This window comes from Catenulispora sp. GAS73 (genome assembly GCF_041262085.1).
Taxonomy (GTDB): Bacteria; Actinomycetota; Actinomycetes; order Streptomycetales; family Catenulisporaceae; genus Catenulispora.
This window is the reverse complement of the sequence record NZ_JBGCCM010000031.1, coordinates 75,470-96,057: the sequence shown is the minus strand read 5'-3', so window position 1 is coordinate 96,057 and position 20,588 is coordinate 75,470. Positions and strand designations below refer to the sequence as shown.

The window sequence follows — 20,588 nt, the reverse complement described above, 5'->3', positions numbered from 1 at the left end:
CGGGGTGTCCTGCGGACGCTAGACCACCGGCGCCTCCGCGGGCCGCGCGGACACACGTGCGTCACCGGAAGCGGTGAACATCCCAGCCGTTCGGCGCAGCAGCCGGTGCCGGGGGCGGTTCTGGCTCGTTGAACAGCCTCGGCGCGCGTCCCCGTCCGCAGAGCGCGTCCTGCGCCCCGCCCGAGGAGTTCTGCGTTGAGTGTCACGCCCCCGGCCCTGCGGCCGCCGGCCCCCCGTCGTCCCCCCGCCGAGGCGGCGGTCGGCCCCGGCTCCGGCCTCCTGCCGAAGGGCCGGCTGTCCCGGCCCTTCGGCAGGACAGATCTCGGGACCGCCGCGCTGGTCGCGGTGGTCGTCGCGGTGCTGGCGCAGATCCCGCTGCTGACCAACCGGTTCTTCTACCTGTGGGACGACAGCGCCGCGGAGTTCCTGCCGGTCTGGCACCGCATCGGCGCCGATCTGCTGGCCGGGCACTGGAACCCGCTGGTGCCGGGGATGTGGAACGGCGGCAACTTCGCCGCCGAGGCGCTGTTCGGCATCTGGAACCCGGTCGAGCTGCTCGACTCGGTGTTCACCGCGCTGACCGGCGACCTGCTGATCGCCGCGATCGTGATCAAGACCCAGTTCCTGGTGCTGCTGACGCTCGGCATCTACGCGGTCTGCCGCGAGTACCGGGCCGGCCGGGCCGCCGCGGCCGTCGTCGCCGTCGCGCTGCCGTTCTCCGGCTTCACGCTCTACTTCGACGCCGCCTCCTGGATCGCCGGCCTGATGGGCTTCGCCTGGACCGCGCACTTCTGGTGGTCGGCGCGCCGGTACATGCGCGGCCGGCTGAACCCGGCGGTGCCGATCGTCTTCGGCCTGCTGATCGTCACCACCGGCAACCCCTACGGCCTGCTCGGCATGGTGGTCGTGGCGTGCGCGCTGGCCGTGGAGTCGCTGGCCGCCGACGACCGGCACGCGATCTGGCGGCTGGCCGGGGTGAGCGCGGTGGCGGCGTCGGCGGCCGCGCTGGTGTTCCTACCGCTGGTGCTCAGCGCCGCGGTCACCACGCGCTCGCCCGGCTCGGGCATCATGAACACCGGCTTCCTGGTCCCCGGCGTCGGCGACCTGCTGAACCTCAGCGCCCCGGCGTATCTGCCGCACTCGGTGTCCTGGCACATGGCGTTCTGGTCGGTGCCGGCCACGTACCTCGCCTGGTTCATCGCGCCGCTCGCGCCGTGGCTGGACTGGCGCCGCGTGATGCGCCAGCCGCGGACGCTCATCGGCGTCGGCCTGCTCGCGGTCGTGTACCTGGCGATGACCGTCGGCCCCTCGCAGATCTGGCTGTTCCGCTGGCCGCTGCGCGTCATCGAGTACGCCTACCTGGGCCTGTGCGTCGTCCTGGCCAGGGCGCTCACCGAGTCGCCGCGCACCGACCTGGCCCGCCGCCGCACCGTGGCCACCGCGGTGATCATCCTGGTCGGCGGCTACCTGTCGTGGTCGGCGCAGCCGGGCCGGGCCGGCACCGTCATCGCCGCGACAGCGCTGGTCGGCGCGCTGTCCTGGCTGATGGTCCGCAAGGTGCGCGCCGGACGTCCGCTGTCCCGGCTGCTGATCGGCGGGACGGTGGCCGTGCTGGGCTTCCAGGCCGTGGCGTTCCCGGCCAACCAGAACGTGACCGACTGGCACCCGCAGCACGACGTGGCCTCGATGAAGCAGCACTTCGGCACCCTGTACCAAGGCAACACCCTGATGGTCGGCGACCCGCTCACCGAGGCCGACCGGCTGGGCCGGCGCCGGGTCTGGCACGACCTGCCCGGCGGCAGCCTGCTCCAGGTGGCCGGGGTGACGAGCCTGAACAACTACACCGGCGTCTCCTACCGCGCCTACATGCGGCACCTGTGCATGTCGTACTACGGTGGCACCTGCCAGTCGCTCTACACCAACCTGTGGCGCAAGGACACCGACTCCCCCGCCGAACTGGCCGACCTGCTGCGGTTGCAGACCGTCGTGGTGCAAACGCAGCAGCACGTGCTGGACGCGCTGAATCCGCCGGTGGTGCCCGGCAAGAAGCCCGCGAAGCCGCTGACGGTTCCGGCCGGCTGGAGCGTGCGCGCGCTCGACGACCACACGGCGCTGCTGAACCGTCTCAAGCCCCTGCCCTGGCCGGACGGACGGGTGTCGTACACCGCGTCGAGCGCGCACGTCACGGCGGACGACGTCGCCTCGGACGGCGTCGGCGAAACCGTGCGCTACACCGGCTCCGGCGAAGTGCGGATCGCGGCGCTGCTCTGGCCCGGGTGGCGGGCCACGGTCGACGGACACCAGGTGCAGTTGAAGGGCACTGATGTCGGGATCATCAAGGTTCTGCTTCCGCAGTCACGCAAGGGCGGCAGCACGTTGAAGCTCAGCTTCCGGCCGCCGGGCTACAAGATCGGGCAGGCGATGGCGCTGCTCGGGCTGTGTCTGGCAGCGCTGATCATCGCGCTGTGGTACCGCGGCAAGCGCAGGCCGCGGGTGCGCGTCAGCGAGGCAGCCGCTGGCACTTCGGACAGAAGTAGCTCGACCGATTCATGAAGGACTCACGCTTGATCGGCGTACCGCAGCGTTCGCAGGGTTCTCCTTCGCGGCCGTACGCGTGCAGCGATCGGGCGAAGTAGCCGCTCTCGCCGTTGACGTTCACGTAGAGACTGTCGAAGGACGTGCCGCCGACGGCGAGGGCGGCGATCATCACCTCGCGCGCGCCCTGGAGCACGCGGTCGGTGTCGGGGCGCCGCATCTTCGAGGTGGGCCGGTCGTAGTGCAGGCGCGCGAGCCACAGGGCCTCGTCGGCGTAGATGTTGCCGATGCCGCTGACGCGAGTCTGGTCCAGCAGCGCGCGCTTCAGGCCGGTGTCCCGGCGGCGCAGTTCGCTGTGGAAGTGGTCGACGTCGAACTCCGGGTCCAGGACGTCGCGCGCGATGTGGGTGACCGAGGCCGGGACGACGACGCCGTGCCGGTCCTGCTCCAGCTTCTCCAGGGCCATGCCGCCGAAGGTGCGCTGGTCGACGAAGCGGAGTTCGGGGCCGTTGTCGGTGAAGGTGAAGCGGATGCGGAGGTGCTTTTCGTCCGGGGTGCCCGGGGGTTGGAGCAGGAGTTGGCCGCTCATTCCGAGGTGGCCGGTGACGGCTTCGCCGATGCTCACGCCGGTCGCGCCGCCTTCGCCGAGCGGCAGCCACAGGAACTTGCCGCGGCGCTCGGCGCTGAGCAGGGTAAGCCCGGCGACGTGGGCGGCGAAGTGCTCGGGGCCGTCGGCGTGGCGGCGGGTCGCGCGGTCGTGGAGGACCTCGGCGGTGGCGACGGTGCGGCCGACGGCCCAGCGTTCTAGGCCGCGGCGGACGACTTCTACTTCGGGTAGTTCGGGCACGGGGTGAGGGTATCGGAGGGGAGGGTTAGGGCGGGGCGGGGGTTTTTGGGGCGCGATTTTGGGCGGTGGGTGGGTGAGGTGGTGGGTGGGGTGCGCGGGGTGCGGTCGGGCTGGGGTTTTACAGGCGAATTTTTACGGCTTCGCGCAGGGGTTGATGGCCTCGCGGGGGGACGCAGTTCGGTTGAGCGCCGCGTGTTGCGCTGGCGGCTGGCGGTGTTCGTGGACAAGACCGCGCGGTGGTTCGGGTCTGAGCGTGGCGCGCTGGCGGCTGCCGGTGTTGGTGGCGGTGTCGGTGTCGGTGTCGGTGGCGGTGTCGGTGTCGGTGTCGGTGTCGGTGTCGGTGGCGGTGTCGGTGTCGGTGTCGGTGGCGGTGTCGGTGGCGCGTGCTATATCTACGTACAAGGGGGGATAATTCCGTAACAAAATGCCAGCATGCCCGACTCGAACGCTGGGTCACGTCGGCGGCTGCCGGTTTTCGTGTCCACAACCGCGCGCCGGTCCGAGTCACTGCGCACACGTTGCGTAGGCGGCAATCGTCGGGCGTGGTGGGCACCTTGAGGCCTCCGGCGGGCGCTCTACAGCGAGGGGGCGACCCGCGCGTCCGGCGCTTCGGCGGCGGCCCGCGACTGCTCGGCTTTCTGTCCGCTGTTGCCTGCGTTGCGTCGTTCGGCGGCGGTGTTGCTTGTGGTCGCCGAGGTTCTGTGCCCCTCGCCACGTCGTCGCCTTACGGAACCAGCCCGGTCCGGCGGCGTCAAGCCGCATCACACCTGCTGTGGTACAGCCTCGTCCGGCTTGACACCACCGAACCGGCCAGGTTGGCTTCGCCCGCCGACGCGGCGAGGGGCACAGAACCAACACCCCGCATGGTCCGGTCGGACACGACTCACCACGTGGCCGGCCGCACAGACCCGTCACCACTCGCAGGCGCCGGGAGTCGCCTCACCAGCCAGGGCGGCAGCCGCCGCACCCTCAGGCTACGTCCGCCGGGTCCGGCTCGATGTCGTAAGGGCCGTGCGTGAGCTTGCGATCGCCGGCGGCGCCGGGCAGTACGCCCTTGGCGGCCAGCGCCTCCGCGTGGGTCTCGCGGATGGTGCGCCATGCTTCTTCGGCGGCTTGCTGCTCGGCTTCTTTCTTGGAGCGGCCGGAGCCGTGGCCGTAGACCTCGCCGGCGACGCAGGCGTCGGCTTCGAAGAATTTGTCGTGGTCTGGGCCGGTTTCGGTTACTCGGTAGTCCGGGACGCCGATGCCGGCGACTGCGGTCAGTTCCTGGAGGGAGGTCTTCCAGTCCAGGCCGGCGCCGAGGGTGGCGGAGGTGGCGATCAGTGGGCCGAAGAGGCGGCGGACCAGGTCGAAGGCGACTTCGATGCCGTGGTCCAGGTAGACCGAGCCGATCAGCGCTTCCAGTGTGTCGGCGAGGATCGAGGCCTTGTCGCGGCCGCCGGTGGTTTCCTCGCCTCGGCCGAGTTTGACGTAGTCGCCCAGGCGCAGGCCGCGGGCGACTTCGGCTAGGGCCTTGGAGTTGACCACGGCTGAACGCAGCTTGGCGAGCTGCCCCTCGGGCAGCTCGCTGTGCGTGGTGTAGAGCGTGTCGGTGACCACCAGGCCCAGGACCGAGTCGCCGAGGAACTCCAGGCGTTCGTTGGTGGGCAGGCCGCCGTTCTCGTACGCGTACGAGCGGTGGGTGAGGGCCCGGTCGATGAGCCGGGCGTCCACGGGCAGGCCGAGTCTGGCGATGAGGTCCTCCGGCGGGGCGGAGGCTCCTGTCCCGCCCTTGCCGGACTTGTTCGAAGACGCCACAGCTATCGAGATCTCCGGGTTGCTCAGACCTCGACGACCTGGCGGCGGTCGTAGGTGCCGCAGTTCGCGCACAGGTGGTGCGGGACCTTCGTCTGGCCGCAGTTCTCGCAGGCCACCAGGGTCAGCGGGGCGGCCTTCCACTGGGCACGGCGGGAACGGGTACGGCTGCGGGACTTCTTGCGCTTCGGGACGGCCACGGGCCTACTCCTGGTCTCGGGCGGGCGGGGCGACCGGCGCCGTACCGCTGTTGCTTGCTACTTGGTCCTTCAGGTCCGCCAAGGCCGCCCACCGGGGGTCGGCGGTCTCGTGCGAGTGGTCCGGGTCGTCATTCAGGTTCGCCCCGCATTCGGGGCACAAACCCTGGCAGTCGTCCCGGCACAGCGGTGCCGACGGCAGTGCGAGCACCACCGCGTCGTGCACGACCGGCTCCAGATCGAGCAGATCGTTGACGAGGAACACCGCGTCCTCGTCGCCTCCCGTGTCTTCACCCGGGAAGAAGTACAGCTCCTGGAACTCCGCCTCGACCTCAAGGTCGAGCGGGTCCAGGCAGCGGACGCACTCCCCGGCGACGGCGGCACTGGCGGTACCGGTCACCAGGACGCCCTCGACGACGGCTTCCAGCCGCACGTCCAGGTCCACGTCCGAGCCCGCCGGCACGTTGGCGACCCCGTCCTTGTCCCCGAGGGACTCCGGCGCCGGGACGGTCTCGTGCAGCTTGCGCATCGAACCGGGGCGCCTGGCGAAGTCTTGGGTGTCCACGACATACGGCGAGCGGGGGTCGGGCTGCGCCGGATGCTTCGGCGTCGTGCCAGGCATGATCCCTCTATCGTCGTGTGTGGTGGACCTCAAGGCGAAAGGCGTGCGTCAGCCGTTCGGCAGTCAGGCAGACGACCACGATAGCCGAGGGCCGGGGTGTCGGCCAAACTCAGAGCCGCTCCGCCTGCCCAGGCCATGCTTCGAGGTGCCGCGGCGAGGTCCGCGGCACGCTCTGGGCGATCTTCAGATGGTGACTCTCAGTAGCTGACGACGACCTCGCCGCCGGTTCCGGGCTGCGGGTCCACGTTGTCGCCGCCGCCGTCGCCGCCGAGCCCGGTGCCGTCGGCGTTCCCGGTCCCGCCGCTGCCGCCCACCGCGCTGGTGGTGCTGCCGGCCGCGGAACCGCCGGTGGCGTCCCCGCCCGGGGTCACCGTGGCACCGATGGCCTGCCCCTGGGAGACGCAGGCTCCGTCCCGGCCGCCGAGCCCGGGCAGGCCGCCGTAGCCGCCGTCCTCCGCGCCGACCGAGCCGGCGCTGCCGCCCCAGCCGCCGGAGGCCACGACGTAGGTGTTCAGGTCCGCGGTGGCGAAGGTGCTGGCTCCGCCGCCCCCGGCCCCGCCGCCGCCGGTGTAGACGTCGGTGGCGCCGTTCCCGCCGGTGCTGGCGATGCCGGAGATCAGGGCCGAGCCGTTCCCGCCGTTCCCGCCGTGCGGCTCCATGCCGGTCGGCAGGCCGTTCGCGCCGCCCCCGCCGCCGCCCCCGCCGGTCCCGGGCGCGCCGTCGCCGCCGTTGGACGCCACGTCCTGACCGTCCTGGCCCGCCGTGCCGCCGCCGGTCCCGCCGCCGGGCGTGGCCGTGACCATGGCCGCGGCCTGGGACGAGCCGCGGCCGCCGTTCCCGCCCACCGAGACGGTGAAGACCTGGCCCGGCGTCACCGGGAGCACGCACTGCACGATCGCGCCGCCGCCCCCGCCGCCGCCGCCCCACGAGGCGACGCCAGGCTGGACGCTGTCCCCGCCTCCGCCGCCCCCGCCGCCGACCGCCGTGACGGTCAGCTGGGTGACGCCGTCGGGGACCGTGAAGGTGCCGTCCTGGGTGAAGGTCTGCGAGGTTTGGGCCCACGCCGGGGCGCTGCCCAGGCAGGCGGCGATCAGCGTGGCCGCGCCTGCGGCCGTCGCCAGGCGCCGGGTCAGGACCGGCTTCACGTCCTCGCGCACGATGGCTCCCTGGGTCACGGTCGATCAGGCATGGTCGAGCACTGTCGGCGCCCACTTGACTACCGCCGACCCCGCGCCGACAAGTCCCTTTGCGCCGAATGAGCGCATTGCGACGTGCCGGATCGGACTCCGCGTGTCGCGCCGGGGTTCAACCGCATCAGAAGTGTATGGATAGCCCGAAACGGCCCGAAGCTGTCAGTTTCCCACCATCGGACAGGACTTCTCCATGCGTCGCCATCTCAGATTCCGCGCCGCCGTGCTGGCGTTCGCGGCGGCCCTGCTCGGCGTGCCGCCGTCACCGGCCCGCGCCGACACCTTCGTCGCCTCGCCGACCATCGTCCAGGTCGTCGCGCACGCGGACGACACGTTCCTGTTCTTCAACCCGGACCTGCGCAAGGTCTACACCTTCCCGCTCGTCACGGTGTTCCTCACCGCCGGCGCGGCCACCACGCAGGTCGGGCCGGGCCAGCCGTTCGCCGACACCTGCCTGTACGGCGAGAGCCGCGACATGGGCGCCCGGGCGGCCGCCGCGGAGATCGCCGGCGTGCGCAACCCGACCTGGACCCAGACTCCGCTCACCTTCGCGGGCAAGGTCGTGGAGGAGGACACCCTCGACCAGGCGCCGCAGGTGAAGCTGGTGTTCTTCAAGCTGCACGACGCCGGGGACGCCAACTACGTCAGCGGCGTGAACCACCAGGGGATCCTGGAGCAGATCTACAACTCCGGCCAGATCACCGGCTGGCACGAGGCCACCATGGGCACGCTGGCCGCGGACGGCGGCTCGGACTGCGAGCGGCAGTACGCGAACCAGACGTACACGAAGTCCCAGCTGACCGCCTCGCTGACGGCCTTGTACGCGCACTACAACGCGACCGTCGTCTACGGCATGGACCCGCACCGGTTCGACAGCGACCCGGGGAACACCGACCACCTCGGCGCCGGCGGCTTCACACTGGACTCGGTCGCGGCCTACCACGGGCCGGGCAACAACGGCCACGTGCTGCTGCGGCCCTACCGCGACTACAACATCAGCAACGAGGAATCAGACCTCGACGCTGGCAACGCCGCAGCGAAGAACGGCGACTTCCTCAGCTATCTCGGCCCGGACCGCGGCGACATCCCCGGGGTCTACCACGGCTTGTACGACACCTCGCCGGATCCGAACAACTCGTTCTACTCGCCGTTCTACACGCGCCAGTACTCGCGCTGGCCGAACGGCTCGGTGTGGACGGCGACGGACGGGACCGGCAAGCTCAACGCCTTCGCCATCCTGGACAGCCAGATCCAGCAATGGGTCGAGACAGCCCCCGGCGGGGCCTGGACGGGCCCCGTACCGGTCCCCGGGAGTGCGGGGCTGACCCCGAGGCTGTCGGTCACCGTGGACCCCTCAGGCATGCTTCGGGTGTTCACCACGAGGCTCTCGGACTACTCCGTCATGACGGACGTGGAGACCGCGCCGGGCGTCTGGGGAGGCTGGAAGTCGCTGGGCACCCCGAACATGTCGAACCCGACGCTGGTCGGCGATCCGGCCGCGTTCACCGAGCAGAACGGGAACGTCACGGTGTTCGTGCGCAACCTCGGCACCGGGGTCAGTGCCAAGACCCTCAACCCCGGGAGCGCCTGGCCGAGCACCTGGGCCGACCTCAAGGGCTACCAGGTGCGGGACGACCTGGCGGTGGGCCTCGGCGGCAGCGGCGCCGGCGAGCTGTTCGCGCCGTCCGGCCAGGGCATCCTGCACTGGAAGCAGAACGCCCAGCGGCGGTGGGCGATGGACCCCGCGCCGCTGACCCCGGCGGCGATCGGCAAGACGCAGGTCTCGTTCGCGCTCAACGCTGACGGCCGGCCGGAGATCTTCTACGCCGATCCGGACAATCCGACGGTCGCGACGCAGTGGACGCAGCCGAACGGCGCCTGGACCACCTCGCCGGGGCTGCTCGGCGGCAGTCCGCCGATGCTGGAGAGCGTCGGCGCGGCGACCGCCGGCGACGGCCGGATCACCATCGCGATCCGGAACTCCGGGGGTGGGGTCAGCATCGTGTCGCAGACCGCGCCGAACGCCGGGTTCGCCGGGTCCTGGCCGGACCTGGGGAACGTGGTCGTCGGGGCGCCGGCGTTGGCGGTCGACTCCGACGGCTCGCTGGTGGTGCTGGCGTTCGAGCTGGACGGGGCCCTGCACGTCAATCGGCAGACCGCGGTGGGGACGGACAGTCCGTTCGGCGGATGGCAGTTGGCAGGGGCCTGATACCGCCGAACACCACTACGGCGAACGGCCCGCTCCCCTTCACCGGGGTGCGGGCCGTTCGCCGTTTCAGGCGGTGCTCAGTGCTGCTCAGTGCTGCTCAGTGCTGCTGGTACGGGTCGTCCCGGAACTGGCGGACGTCGATCATCCCGGTGTCGAAGAACCCGGATGCCTCGGGGTGCTGCTGGTGCGAGGGCTGCTGAGCGTACTGCTGTTGCTGCTGCTCGTGCTGCGGGTACGCCTGGTACTCACCGGTGTGGTACTCCGGCTGCTGCTCGTACTGGGTGCCGTAGGGCTGCACCGGGTACGGGACCGAGGCCGGGTCGTTGTAGTTCGCGGCGTAGCCGTTCTCCTGGTCGTAGCCGTAGCCCACCGCGACCTGCGCCGGCTGCTGCTGGTGCTGGTACTCCTGCGGCGGGTAGTCCTGGGAGAAGTCCGGACGCTGGAAGACGCCGCTCATGTCGGCCGCGGCGAACTCGTGCGAGAGCTCGGGCTCCGGCAGGCCGTACTCGCTGTGGCCGTACTCGTTCTGACCGTATTCGCCGGCCTGCGCGTAAGCGGGCTGCTGGCCGTAGCCGGCGTCGGCCGGGTAGGCGGCCTCCTGGTAGGCGGGCTGCTCCTGGTAGGCGGGCTGTTCCTGATACGAGGGCTGCTCCTGATAGGACGGCTGCTCCTGGTACGAGGGCTCCTGCCCCTGGTAGGCGGGCTCCTGCTGGTAGCCGTCCTGCTGGGCCTCGTACCCCTCGTCGGTGTACTTGGGGTACTCGCCGGTGTTGTACTCGATGCGGGCGCCGGCGTCGCGCTCGTTGAAGTCGTACTCCGGCCGGGTCGCGGCCTCGACGGCGTCCTGCTCGGCCATGTGCTCGCCGAGCTCGGCCATCGGGTCCTGGCCGACCATCTTGGCCCGGCCGCGGCCCACCGCCTGCAGCGTCTTGGTGAGCACCACCTCGAAGTTGGCGAGCTTGTCGTCGACGTAGTTGTCGGCGTCCTCGCGGATCCGGCGCGCCTCAGCCAGGGCGGCGCCGCGGATGCGCTCGGCCTCGCGGCCCATCTCGGTGCCCGAGAGCATGCTGCCGCGCTCACGCCGGGCGGCCTCGATGTGCTCGGAGGCGTCCCGCCGAGCCTGGGCTATAACCTCGTCGCGCTCGGCCACGAGGCGCCGCGACTCGGCGAGTTCCTCGGACACCCCGGCGGCGAGCTCGTGCAGGATCTCCAGGACCTCGGCGCGGTTGATCACGCAGGAGGCCGACATGGGGACCGCCTTCGCGGTCTCCACGATCTGCACGAGATCTCCGACCATCTGCTCCAGGCGGTCGCTTGTGGTCACTTCTCACTCGCTCCTCTAGCGGCCCTGAGGGGCCGCCCCTTCTTGGCGACGGTCGGTCTTCGCGGGGTCCGTTCGCGAGCCCCTAGCGGCAAAGGCTACGCGGACTTCTTCTTCCGTTCAGCCAGTCGGTCGGTAAGGGCCGAAAGCACCAGGTCCGGGACCAGGCCCGAGACGTCCCCGCCCAACGAGGCGACCTCTTTCAGCAAAGACGAGGACAGGTAGCTGTACAGCGGGTTCGAGGCCACGAACAGTGTCTCGATGCCGGACAGCCGGTGGTTCATGTGCGACATCTGGAGTTCGTACTCGTAGTCACTCACGGCCCGCAGGCCCTTCATGATGGCCCGGATCCGGTGCGTGGCGCAGAAGTCGACGAGCAGTCCCTCGAAGGGCTCGGCCCGCACGTTCCCGTACTCGGCGCTGACCTGCTCCACCAGATCGATCCGCTCCTCGATGGTGAACAGCGACCCGGCCTTGCCGGCGTTCACCCCCACCGCGACGATCACCTCGTCGAACAGCCCCGAGGCGCGTCCGATGATGTCCAGATGACCGTTGGTGATCGGGTCGAAGGACCCGGGACAGACCACTCGGCGGATGACGGGCTCGTCCATGGTTACTCCGGCGGATTGAGGGGACCGGTCGTTGACGCGCCGCGAACGTACCAGACAGCGAAGTTCATGCGGGCCTCCCCGTAGTCCTTGGTCCGCGTCGCCTCATAGCCCGCCGGCCAGCGGAAAACCTCATCGCGTGCTGATCGTTCCAGGACGACGACCGCGTCCGGAGCGAGCCAGCCGCCCGCACCGAGCGCTGTGAGGATGGTCACGACCTCGGCGTCCGGCACCGCGTACGGAGGATCGAGCAGCACCAGGTCGAACGGCGCCTCCTTCGGCACGCCGCCGGCCACCGCCCGCTCGGCCCGATCGGCGACGACCCGCGCGCCGGGCAGGTCGACGACCGCGACGTTGTGCGCGATCAGCCGAGTGACCCGCCGATCGGCCTCGACCAGCAGCACCCTGTCGGCGCCGCGCGAGAGGGCTTCCAAGCCCAGCGCGCCGGAACCGGCGAAGAGGTCGAGCACTGACAATCCGGACAAGCCGCCGAACTCGGATTCCAGGGCGGAGAACAGGCTCTCGCGCGCCCGGTCGCCGGTGGGCCGGGTGCCGTCGCCCGGCGGGACGGCCAGGCGGCGGCCCCGGGCGGTGCCGGCGATGATGCGGGTCATGAGTGGTGTCCCGGACTCCTGGCAGGCTGGCGCTTGATCATGTCTTGCCCAAGTATTCCGCGCGCTCCGGGTCCAGCAAGACGGCAATTGTCCGGGCGAGCGCCGGGTACGCGGCCAGCGTCGGGTCCGCCTCGACCAGGGGGGTGGCCTCGTCGCGGGCGGCGCGGATCACGTCCTCGTCGTCGATGACGCTCAGCAGGCGCAGTGAGCTGCGGTAGCCGGACTGGGTGGCGCCCAGGACGTCGCCTTCCTTACGGATCGCGAGGTCTATCTTCGACAGCTCGAAGCCGTCGAGGGTGGAGGCCACCGCCGCCAGGCGTTCGCGGGCCGGCGCGCCGTCCGGCGACTCGGTGACCAGCAGGCACAGGCCGGCCCACCGGCCTCGGCCGACGCGGCCGCGGAGCTGGTGCAGCTGGGACACGCCGAAGCGGTCGGCGTCGAGCACCACGATCACCGTCGAGTTCGGGACGTTCACGCCGACCTCGATGACCGTGGTCGCGACCAGTACGTCCAGCTCGTGTGCGGCGTACGCGCGCATCACCGCGTCCTTGGCGTCCGGCGCCATGCGGCCGTGCAGCATGCCGACGCGCAGGCCCTTCAGCGGGCCCTCGGCCAGCTTCGCCGCGACGTCCACCACGGCCAGCGGCGGGCGCTGCTGGCCGGGCTCGGAGACCAGTTCGGAGCCGTCGTCCGACACTTCGTCCGCCTCGCCGATGCGCGGGCACACCACATAGGCCTGATGCCCCGCGCCGACCTCCTCGCGGATCCGCTCCCACACCCGCGCGAAGTGCGACGGATGCTCGTGCGCGGCGACCACGTGGGTGGCGATCGGCGAGCGCCCGGCCGGCAGCTCGGACAGGATCGAGGTCTCCAGGTCGCCGAAGACCGTCATCGCCACGGTGCGCGGGATCGGGGTCGCGGTCATGACCAGGACGTGCGGCGGGTCCTCGCCCTTGGCGCGCAGCGCGTCGCGCTGCTCGACGCCGAAGCGGTGCTGCTCGTCGATCACCACCAGGCCGAGGTCGGCGAACTGGACGTGGTCCTGGATCACCGCGTGCGTGCCGATCACGATGCCCGCCGCGCCGGAGGCCGCGTCCAGCAGGTTGCTGCGGCGGTCCTTCGCGTTCTGCGATCCGGTGAGGAGCGCGACCTTCACCTGCTTGCGGGACGGATCAAAAGCCGGCGCGTCAGCCTCGGAGAACAAGTCCATCGGCACGTCCGCCGAGGCGCCCAGCATCTGCACGATCGACCGGTGGTGCTGCTGCGCCAGCACTTCGGTCGGGGCCAGCATCACGGCCTGCCCGCCGGCGTCCACCACCGCGAGCATGGCGCGCAGCGCGACCATAGTCTTGCCCGAACCCACGTCGCCCTGCAGCAGCCGGTGCATCGGGTGTGAGGAGGCCAGGTCCTGCGCGATCTCCACGCCGACCTGGACCTGGCCGGCGGTCAGGGTGAAGGGCAGGGCCGCGTCGAAGGCGTCGAGCAGGCCCCCGGCGACGCGCGGGCGCGGCACGGCCGGCAGCGCCTTCAGCGCCTCGCGCCGCTGCGCCAGCACGACCTGCATCGGCAGCGCCTCGTCCCACTTCAGCCGCTTGCGGGCGACCGCGATCTCCGGCCAGTCGTCGGGGCGGTGGATCTTGCGGAACGCCTCGGTCAGCGGGAGCAGGCCGCGCCGGGCCCGGACCGGGCGGGGCAGCGGGTCGTCCGCCAGATCGGCGTCGAGCTGGTCCAGGACCATCCCGACGCAGCGTGCGATCATCCGCGGCGACAGGCCGCTGGTCGTGGGATAGATGGGCAGCAGTTCGCCGGCCCAGCTGTCCACGTCGGTGTCCTCGGAATCCGGGTCCAGCTTCTCGAACTCCGGGTTGGTCAGCTGGATCTTGCCGTGGTACTCGCCGACCTTGCCGGCGAACATGCCGAGCATGCCGGGCTTGAGCGCGTTGGCCGCGCGCGGGTTGAAGAACGTGATCTCCACCGGCACGTCGGCGGCGTCCCGCACCTCGACCGTCATCATCTGGCCGCGCCGGGCCGCCATCGGGCGCCGACTGACCTTGGTGACCTGCGCGATGATCGTGGCCTCGCTGCCCGGCTCCAGCTCGGAGAGCTCGGTCAGCTGGCCGCGCTTGACGTACCTGCGCGGATAGTGGCGCAGCAGATCGCCGACCGTCTCCAGGTTGAGTTTGGTGCGCAGCACCTTGGCGGTGCGGTCGCCCACGGCCTTGTGCAGGGGCTCCTCCAAGCGGATGCCCATTCGGACACCTCCCGGACTACTCGACGCCGATCAGGAGCGGGTAGCCGGTCTGCCCGCCCTCGTACACCACCACGTCCACGACCGGATGCCGGGCGCGCACCCGGTCGGTCACGGTCTCGGGCACGCCGAGCTCGGCGTCGTCACCGACCACCAAGGTCACCATCTCACCACCCGCCGACAGCATCCGCTCCAGCACGGCCTCGGCCGCGGCGACCTGGTCGTCCTCGATCAGCGCGACATCGTTCTCGACGTGCCCGAGCACCTGCCCGGGCCGGCACACGCCAGCCATGGTCCAGGCCTCGGTGGCGGCCACCTCGATGGCCCCGTACCGGGTGGCGCCGGCCGCCGCGGTCATGGCCACCACGTCGGCGTCGAAGCGCCGGGACGGCTCGTGCACCGCCAGCGCCGCGATCCCCTGCACGGTCACCTTCGCCGGCACCGCCGCGACCCGCATCGACGGCTGCCCGGCGGACAGCCGCTCGGCCACGGCGGCGGCGACCGCGGTGGTCTCCGCGTCGTTGGACAGCAGCACCACCTCCGAGGCCCGGGTGGCGGCCACGGCCCGCTCGAAGTCGGCGGCGCTCGGCGGCCGGCCGGGCTCGGCCCGCAGCACGTGCGCCCCGGCCGACTCCAGGAGCCCGGCGATACCGTCGCCGTAGGCCACGGCGACCACGGCCCGGGTCGGGCGCACGGTGGTCGGACGCACGGCCGGCACCGCCGGGGCGCCCGAGCCGGCCGAGCCGGCCGAGCCGGCCGGGAGCGACGGCGGCTCGGCGTGCGACGCGGCCTGGGAGGCCAGGTGGGTGATCTGGATGTCGCGCGGACGCCCGGCGGCGATCCCGGCCTCCAGCGCGGCGCCGGCGTCGTCGACGTGCACGTGGACCCGCCACAGCCCGTCGCCGCCGACCACCACCAGGCTGTCGCCGCCGCCGCGCGCGCAGAACTCGTCGAGCTCGCGCCGCAGCTCGGCGATCGCGGTGTCGGTGGCCTCCACCAGGTAGATGACCTCGAACTCGGGGTCGGTCCGGGCCGGGGCGAGGGCGCGCCCGACGGCCGGGGCGGCGGCCAGCCGCCGCTGCCGGAAGGCGCCGCGCGGGTCCAGGCCGCCGGTGTAGGCCGCGAGGGTGTCCAGAAGCACTACCAGGCCGAGCCCGCCGGCGTCGACCACGCCGGCCTGGCGCAGGACGTCGAGCTGGTCGGGGGTGCGGGCCAGCGCCTCGCGGGCGCCGGCCGCCGTGGCCTGCGCGACGTAGGCCAGGGAGTCGTTCGCGGTGAGCTGCGCGGAAGCGGCGGTCAGCTCCCCGATCGCCACCACCGCCGCCGAAGCGGACTGGGCCGCCGCCGCGGCCACCGACAGGATCGTCCCGGGCGCGGGCCGCGCCACCGCGTCGTACGCCGATTCGGCCCCCGCCGCGAGCCCCGCGGCCAGCGCCGCACCGTCGACGGCGGAGCCGGTGTAGCGGGCTCCGGCAGCGCCGCGCAGCAACTGGCTGAGGATCACGCCCGAGTTGCCCCGGGCGCCGAGCAGGGCGCCGTGTGCCAGGGCCTGCAGCGCCTCCGGGACCGAGGGCGCGGGGCCCGAGGCGGCCAGGCGGTCGTCAAGCGCGCGGCACGCGGCCTCGAACGTGAGGTACATGTTGGTGCCGGTGTCGGAGTCGGCGATGGGGAAGACGTTCAGCGCGTCGATCTCCTCGCGGTGCCGGCCCAGCACCGCCAGCGCCGCCCCGGCCCAGCGGCGCAGCGCCCCGGCGTCGACGGGGGACGCGTCGGGGGTGGCGTCGGGGGTGGCGTCGGGGGTGGCGTCCGCGCGCGAAGGCGGCACGGCGGCGCTCGCGGCGGATCCGGGGACGCTGGGGGGCATGGCCGCCAGGGTACCGCTGCCACCCGTGAGGGCCGGCGCACGCGAGGTCGGGCGCCGCGTCCCGGACCCTGAAGGTCGCGCGCTGAGCGTGTGCTTCGGCGGAGGCGCACTGTGCCTTCGGGAAGCGCCTTCGGGAAGGCAAAGTGGTGGTAAAAGCCGCACGCCGTGACGACTTGAGAAACCGCAGGTCAGCCCCACCGGGGCGGACCTGCGGTTTTTCGTGTTCAGAAAACGGTAAGGCTCTCGACCCGCGACTGTGTCGGTACCGCATGTCACGATGGAGTGCATGACCCATCTCACGGTGGAAGGTGCTCTGGAGTACATCTCGGGCATCTGTTTCAAGACCGGTCCGCCGAGCCGCGTCGGGGTGGAACTGGAATGGTTCCCCCGGGACGCATGCCGTCCGGAGCACCTGCCGGAGCGTGACCGTCTCCTGCGTGCCTTCGCGGACGCGGCGGAGCAGCCGTTGTCCGGCTCTCTCACGATGGAACCCGGCGGCCAGTGGGAACTCAGCTCCTCCCCCGCCGACACGGTCCGCGATCTGATCGCCGCCACGGACCGTGACCTGACTCTTTTACGGCGATCGGCTGCGGAGGCAGGCTTAGAGCTCGTCGGCATGGGCCGCGAGCACGGCCACCCCCCGAGTCGCGTCATCGACCATCCCCGCTACGTCGCGATGGAGCACTTCTTCGACCGCGACAACGGCTCCGGCCGCGTCATGATGTGCTCGACGGCCTCGATCCAGGTGAACCTGGACGCCGGCACCGAGCACGACGGTCCGGAGGGTTTCCGCCGCCGCTGGCTGCTGGCGCACCAGCTCACCCCGGTCCTGACCGCCGTCTTCTGCCGGACCGACCGGCCGGCGGTGTGGGCCGCGATCGACCCCGGGCGCACCGCCGCCCCACCCCTGGAATCCCCCGACCTGCGTCTGGCGTACGCGCAGTACGCGCTGGACGCCAAGCTGATGTGCGTCCAGCGCCCGGACGGCGCGCCCTGGACCGCGCCGCCGGGGCTCACCTTCCGGGAGTGGATCAAGACCGGTGCGCTGGAACCCGGCGAGGACCGCGCCCCCACCCTGGACGACCTCGCCTACCACCTGACCACCCTCTTCCCGCCGGTCCGGCCGCGCGGGCACCTGGAGTTCCGGGTGCTCGACGCGCTGCCCGGCGATCTGTGGCGCGTGCCGACGGCACTGCTCACAGCCCTGTTCCACGACGCCCGGGCGGCGGACGACGCCCAGGCCGCCCTCGAACTGACCCCGATCCGGAAAGCCGCCGCGGCCTGCTTCGACGCCGCTCTGTCCGCCCTGGAGCGGATGGACGTGCCCGCCGAGCTGACTGCCGAAGTCGCGCGCTACGCCGAGGAGGACCTCCCATGACAGTGCCCATAGACCACACCAGCTCACCAGCCGGCGCGGCCGACCTGACCGAGCGCATAGCCCGCAGCCTGGAGCGCGCCCGCGAGCGCACCCAGGGCCTGACCGGACCGGTCGACGAGCCCGACCTGATCCGCCAGCACTCCCCGTTGATGTCGCCCCTGGTCTGGGACCTGGCGCACATCGGCAACCAGGAAGAGCTGTGGCTGCTGCGCAATCTCGGCGGCCGCGAGCCGATGCACCCCGAGATCGACCCGCTGTACGACGCCTTCGAGCATCCGCGCGCCGAGCGCCCCACCCTCCCGCTGCTGCCCCCGGACGAAGCCCGCCGCTACGTCCACGAGGTCCGCGGCCGGGTGATGGACCTGCTGGAGCAGCCGCGTTGGGGTGACGCGGAACTGAGCCAGGGCGGCTTCGCCTTCGGCATGATCGCGCAGCACGAGCAGCAGCACGACGAGACCATGCTCATCACGCACCAGCTGCGGACCGGCGAGCCGGTCCTGCACCGCCCCGCGCCTCCCGCACCGCCGGCCGACGCGCCCGCGCTGCCCGCGGAGGTCTTCGTCCCGGCCGGGCCGTTCACCATGGGCACCTCGACCGAGGCCTGGGCCCTGGACAACGAGCGGCCGGCGCACGAGGTCGACGTCGCAGGGTTCTGGCTCGACACCACGCCGGTCACCAACGGCGCGTACCTGGAGTTCATCGCCGACGGCGGCTACGACGACCCCCGCTGGTGGTCGGAGGCCGGCTGGGCGCACCGGCAGAAGGCGAGCCTGGTCGCCCCGCTTTACTGGACGCGCGAGGGCGAGCAGTGGCTGCGCCGGCGCTTCGGCATCGTCGAGCCGGTGCCGGCCGAGGAGCCGGTCGTCCACGTCACCTACTACGAGGCCGAGGCCTACGCGGCCTGGAAGGGCCGGCGCCTGCCGACCGAGGCCGAGTGGGAGAAGGCCGCGCGGTACGACCCGATCAGCGGCCGGTCGCGGCGCTATCCGTGGGGCGATGAGGATCCCTTGCCCCAGCACGCGAATCTCGGCCAGTCCTACCTCCAGCCCTCGGCCGCGGGCTCCTATCCGGACGGCGAGGCGCCGTGCGGGGCGCGGCAGCTGATCGGCGACGTCTGGGAGTGGGTGTCGTCGGACTTCCTGCCCTACCCCGGCTTCGTCGCGTGGCCGTACCGGGAGTACTCGGAGGTCTTCTTCGGCCCGGAGTACAAGGTGCTGCGCGGCGGCTCGTTCGCCGTCGACCCCGTGGCGTGCCGGGGTACCTTCCGGAACTGGGACTACCCCATCCGGCGGCAGATCTTCTCCGGCTTCCGGACGGCGCGGGACGGGGTGCTCTGATGTGCCGGCACCTGGCCTATCTGGGGCCGCGAAAATCGTTGCGCGAGTTACTGATCGACCCGCCGCACTCCCTGTACCGGCAGAGCTGGGAGCCGGCTCGGCAGAGGCACGGCGTGGTGAACGCCGACGGGTTCGGCGTCGGCTGGTTCGCCGAAGGGGACCCGGTCCCGGCGCGGTACCGGCGGGCCGGTCCGATCTGGGCCGACCCCTCGTTCCCGGACGTCGCCCGAGTGACGCGCAGCGGTGCGGTGCTGGCGGCCGTCCGCGACGCCACGACCGGCTCGGCCACCGGCACCGAGGCCGCCGCGCCGTATCAGGGCGCAGGCTGGCTGTTCAGCCACAACGGATCGATCGGCGGCTACCCGAGCTCGGTGGCGAAGCTCGCCGAGATCGTGCCCGCCGCCGACTTGCTGGCCCTGGAATCGCGGACGGACTCGGCGTTCGTCTGGGCCCTGATCCAGGCCCGGGTCCGCGAGGGCGCCGCGATGCGCGAGGCGGTCGCCTCGGTGGTCGCCGACGTCGCCGCGGTCGCCGAGGCCCGGCTGAACCTCTTGCTGATGAACGAGACCACGATCGTCGCCTCAGTCTTCGGCGACACCCTCAGCGCCCGGACCGGCGACGGCTTCACGGTCGTCGCCTCGGAGCCGGACGACGACTCGCCTGACTGGGCCGATGTCGGCGAGGGGGTCCACACGTGGAGCGCGGAAGGCCGGAAGGGATCCGAGGAAAGGTCAGTGGGACGATGAGCGGTATAGAGATCGAGCGGCACCTGCCGGAGGACTTCTTCGCGGCGGCGCTGCGGGACGACGTTCTCAAAGGCCTGACGGACGAGCCGAAATGGCTGCCGCCCAAGTGGTTCTACGACGCGCGCGGCAGCGAGCTGTTCGAGGAGATCACCCGGCTGCCGGAGTACTACCCGACGCGCGCCGAGCGGGAGATCCTGGCGGCCCGCGCGGCCGAGATCGCCGACGTGACACGCGCCGAGACGCTGGCGGAGCTCGGTTCGGGCTCGTCGACCAAGACGACGCTGCTGTTGGACGCCCTGCGCGACGTCGGCACGCTGCGCCGGTACGACCCGATCGACGTCAGCGAGGCCGCGCTGCTGGCGTCCGGCGAGCAACTACAGCAGCGCTACCCGGACCTGACCATCCACGCGGTCGTCACCGACTTCGAGGAACGGCTGGCGATCCCGGAATCGGCGGGCCCGCGGCTGGTGGTCTTCCTCGGCGGAACGATCGGCAACCTGCTGCCCGAGGAGCGCTCGGTGTTCCTTTCCCGGCTGCGCGCCGGACTTCGGCCCGGCGAGTGGCTCCTGCTCGGCACCGACTTGGTGAAGGACCCTGAGACGCTGGTCGCGGCCTACGACGACGCGGCCGGCGTGACGGCGGAGTTCAACAAGAACGTGCTGACCGTCGTGGACCGCGAACTGGACGCCGACTTCGATCCGGACGACTTCGACCACGTGGCGCTGTGGAACGCGGAGGCGGAGTGGATCGAGATGCGGCTCCGGGCCCGGCGAGACCTGTCGGTCCGACTCAAGGAGCTGGATCTGGGGGTGTCGTTCGAGCGCGGCGAGGAGCTGCGAACCGAGATCTCGGCGAAGTTCCGCCGCGAGGGCGTGGCGCGCGAACTCGGCGCGGCCGGGTTCGCGGTGCGGCGGTGGTGGACCGATGAGCTCGGGCGGTTCGGGCTTTCGCTGGCCGAGGCGGTCTGAGGGCTGAGGCTGGCTAAGGGCTGATGTCGTCCGGGGAACGGGATGCGGATCCCGTTCCCCGGACGGCCACGGTGTGCGCCCCGGGTCAGTGCAGGTGGACCAGCTGGGGT

The 20,588-nt window shown here is 71.8% G+C and carries 17 protein-coding genes; 6 read left to right on the top strand and 11 right to left on the bottom strand.

What is annotated here, in order from left to right:
• The first annotated feature begins 195 nt into the window (after positions 1 to 195).
• Positions 196 to 2,553 carry a hypothetical protein gene (locus tag ABH935_RS37210; protein WP_370382667.1) on the top strand — a complete coding sequence of 786 codons (2,358 nt, stop codon included), beginning with the start codon at positions 196 to 198 and terminating at the stop codon, positions 2,551 to 2,553.
• Here ABH935_RS37210 and mutM read toward each other — a convergent pair.
• The 6 genes from mutM to ABH935_RS37180 form a co-directional block, all read right to left on the bottom strand.
• Positions 2,501 to 3,382 carry a bifunctional DNA-formamidopyrimidine glycosylase/DNA-(apurinic or apyrimidinic site) lyase gene (gene mutM, locus ABH935_RS37205; RefSeq protein WP_370382666.1) on the bottom strand — a complete coding sequence of 294 codons (882 nt, stop codon included), beginning with the start codon at positions 3,380 to 3,382 and terminating at the stop codon, positions 2,501 to 2,503. The genes ABH935_RS37210 and mutM overlap by 53 nt on opposite strands.
• A gap of 132 nt (positions 3,383 to 3,514) precedes the next feature.
• A complete protein-coding gene (locus ABH935_RS37200; RefSeq protein ID WP_370382665.1) occupies positions 3,515 to 3,784 on the bottom strand; it encodes a hypothetical protein in 270 nt (89 codons plus the stop codon).
• A gap of 567 nt (positions 3,785 to 4,351) precedes the next feature.
• Complete coding sequence (gene rnc / locus ABH935_RS37195) at positions 4,352 to 5,179, bottom strand: ribonuclease III (RefSeq protein ID WP_370382664.1); 828 nt, start codon at positions 5,177 to 5,179, stop codon at positions 4,352 to 4,354.
• Between the two features lie 23 nt (positions 5,180 to 5,202).
• Positions 5,203 to 5,376, bottom strand: a complete 174-nt coding sequence (rpmF, locus tag ABH935_RS37190) for a 50S ribosomal protein L32 (protein WP_015796566.1) — start codon at positions 5,374 to 5,376, stop codon at positions 5,203 to 5,205.
• A 4-nt stretch (positions 5,377 to 5,380) separates the two neighbouring features.
• Positions 5,381 to 5,995 carry a DUF177 domain-containing protein gene (locus tag ABH935_RS37185; RefSeq protein WP_370382663.1) on the bottom strand — a complete coding sequence of 205 codons (615 nt, stop codon included), beginning with the start codon at positions 5,993 to 5,995 and terminating at the stop codon, positions 5,381 to 5,383.
• A 197-nt stretch (positions 5,996 to 6,192) separates the two neighbouring features.
• Positions 6,193 to 7,152 (bottom strand): hypothetical protein, encoded by a 960-nt coding sequence (locus tag ABH935_RS37180; protein WP_370382662.1) that lies wholly within the window; start codon positions 7,150 to 7,152, stop codon positions 6,193 to 6,195.
• 226 nt (positions 7,153 to 7,378) lie between these two features.
• Between ABH935_RS37180 and ABH935_RS37175 the strand changes: the two genes are divergently transcribed.
• Positions 7,379 to 9,394, top strand: coding sequence for a hypothetical protein (locus tag ABH935_RS37175; protein WP_370382661.1), 2,016 nt, complete (start codon positions 7,379 to 7,381; stop codon positions 9,392 to 9,394).
• Positions 9,395 to 9,491: 97 nt separating this feature from the next.
• On the opposite strand, the gene ABH935_RS37170 is transcribed toward ABH935_RS37175, so the two are convergent.
• From ABH935_RS37170 to ABH935_RS37150, 5 genes are all read right to left on the bottom strand, one after another.
• Positions 9,492 to 10,718, bottom strand: a complete 1,227-nt coding sequence (locus tag ABH935_RS37170) for a hypothetical protein (protein WP_370382660.1) — start codon at positions 10,716 to 10,718, stop codon at positions 9,492 to 9,494.
• 95 nt (positions 10,719 to 10,813) lie between these two features.
• Positions 10,814 to 11,311, bottom strand: a complete 498-nt coding sequence (gene coaD, locus ABH935_RS37165) for a pantetheine-phosphate adenylyltransferase (RefSeq protein WP_370348004.1) — start codon at positions 11,309 to 11,311, stop codon at positions 10,814 to 10,816.
• A gap of 17 nt (positions 11,312 to 11,328) precedes the next feature.
• Complete coding sequence (rsmD, locus tag ABH935_RS37160; protein WP_370382659.1) at positions 11,329 to 11,937, bottom strand: 16S rRNA (guanine(966)-N(2))-methyltransferase RsmD; 609 nt, start codon at positions 11,935 to 11,937, stop codon at positions 11,329 to 11,331.
• Positions 11,938 to 11,974: 37 nt separating this feature from the next.
• Positions 11,975 to 14,188, bottom strand: coding sequence for an ATP-dependent DNA helicase RecG (recG, locus tag ABH935_RS37155; RefSeq protein ID WP_370382658.1), 2,214 nt, complete (start codon positions 14,186 to 14,188; stop codon positions 11,975 to 11,977).
• A 16-nt stretch (positions 14,189 to 14,204) separates the two neighbouring features.
• The gene (locus tag ABH935_RS37150; RefSeq protein ID WP_370382657.1) at positions 14,205 to 16,049 is read right to left on the bottom strand and encodes a DAK2 domain-containing protein; all 1,845 of its coding nucleotides are present in this window, start codon (positions 16,047 to 16,049) and stop codon (positions 14,205 to 14,207) included.
• A gap of 286 nt (positions 16,050 to 16,335) precedes the next feature.
• Between ABH935_RS37150 and ABH935_RS37145 the strand changes: the two genes are divergently transcribed.
• From ABH935_RS37145 to egtD, 4 genes are read left to right on the top strand one after another with little or no spacing between them, the layout of a single operon-like run.
• A complete protein-coding gene (locus tag ABH935_RS37145; RefSeq protein ID WP_370382656.1) occupies positions 16,336 to 17,427 on the top strand; it encodes a glutamate-cysteine ligase family protein in 1,092 nt (363 codons plus the stop codon).
• Positions 17,424 to 18,764, top strand: coding sequence for an ergothioneine biosynthesis protein EgtB (gene egtB, locus ABH935_RS37140; RefSeq protein WP_370382655.1), 1,341 nt, complete (start codon positions 17,424 to 17,426; stop codon positions 18,762 to 18,764). Before ABH935_RS37145 ends, egtB begins: the two co-directional genes overlap by 4 nt.
• The gene (egtC, locus tag ABH935_RS37135; RefSeq protein WP_370382654.1) at positions 18,764 to 19,510 is read left to right on the top strand and encodes an ergothioneine biosynthesis protein EgtC; all 747 of its coding nucleotides are present in this window, start codon (positions 18,764 to 18,766) and stop codon (positions 19,508 to 19,510) included. The genes egtB and egtC overlap by 1 nt, the downstream gene beginning before the upstream one ends.
• On the top strand, positions 19,507 to 20,478 hold the full coding sequence (egtD, locus tag ABH935_RS37130; protein ID WP_370382653.1) for an L-histidine N(alpha)-methyltransferase: 972 nt from the start codon (positions 19,507 to 19,509) through the stop codon (positions 20,476 to 20,478). Before egtC ends, egtD begins: the two co-directional genes overlap by 4 nt.
• Positions 20,479 to 20,588 lie beyond the last annotated feature (110 nt).

Excerpts from the sequence above, each read along its gene's own strand:
- ABH935_RS37185 (WP_370382663.1), bottom strand. The coding sequence starts at position 5,995 with ATGCCTGGCACGACGCCGAAGCATCCGGCGCAGCCCGACCCCCGCTCG.
- ABH935_RS37175 (WP_370382661.1), top strand. The coding sequence starts at position 7,379 with ATGCGTCGCCATCTCAGATTCCGCGCCGCCGTGCTGGCGTTCGCGGCG.
- rsmD (WP_370382659.1), bottom strand. The coding sequence starts at position 11,937 with ATGACCCGCATCATCGCCGGCACCGCCCGGGGCCGCCGCCTGGCCGTC.
- recG (WP_370382658.1), bottom strand. The coding sequence starts at position 14,188 with ATGGGCATCCGCTTGGAGGAGCCCCTGCACAAGGCCGTGGGCGACCGC.
- ABH935_RS37150 (WP_370382657.1), bottom strand. The coding sequence starts at position 16,049 with ATGCCCCCCAGCGTCCCCGGATCCGCCGCGAGCGCCGCCGTGCCGCCT.
- ABH935_RS37145 (WP_370382656.1), top strand. The coding sequence starts at position 16,336 with ATGACCCATCTCACGGTGGAAGGTGCTCTGGAGTACATCTCGGGCATC.
- egtB (WP_370382655.1), top strand. The coding sequence starts at position 17,424 with ATGACAGTGCCCATAGACCACACCAGCTCACCAGCCGGCGCGGCCGAC.
- egtC (WP_370382654.1), top strand. The coding sequence starts at position 18,764 with ATGTGCCGGCACCTGGCCTATCTGGGGCCGCGAAAATCGTTGCGCGAG.
- egtD (WP_370382653.1), top strand. The coding sequence starts at position 19,507 with ATGAGCGGTATAGAGATCGAGCGGCACCTGCCGGAGGACTTCTTCGCG.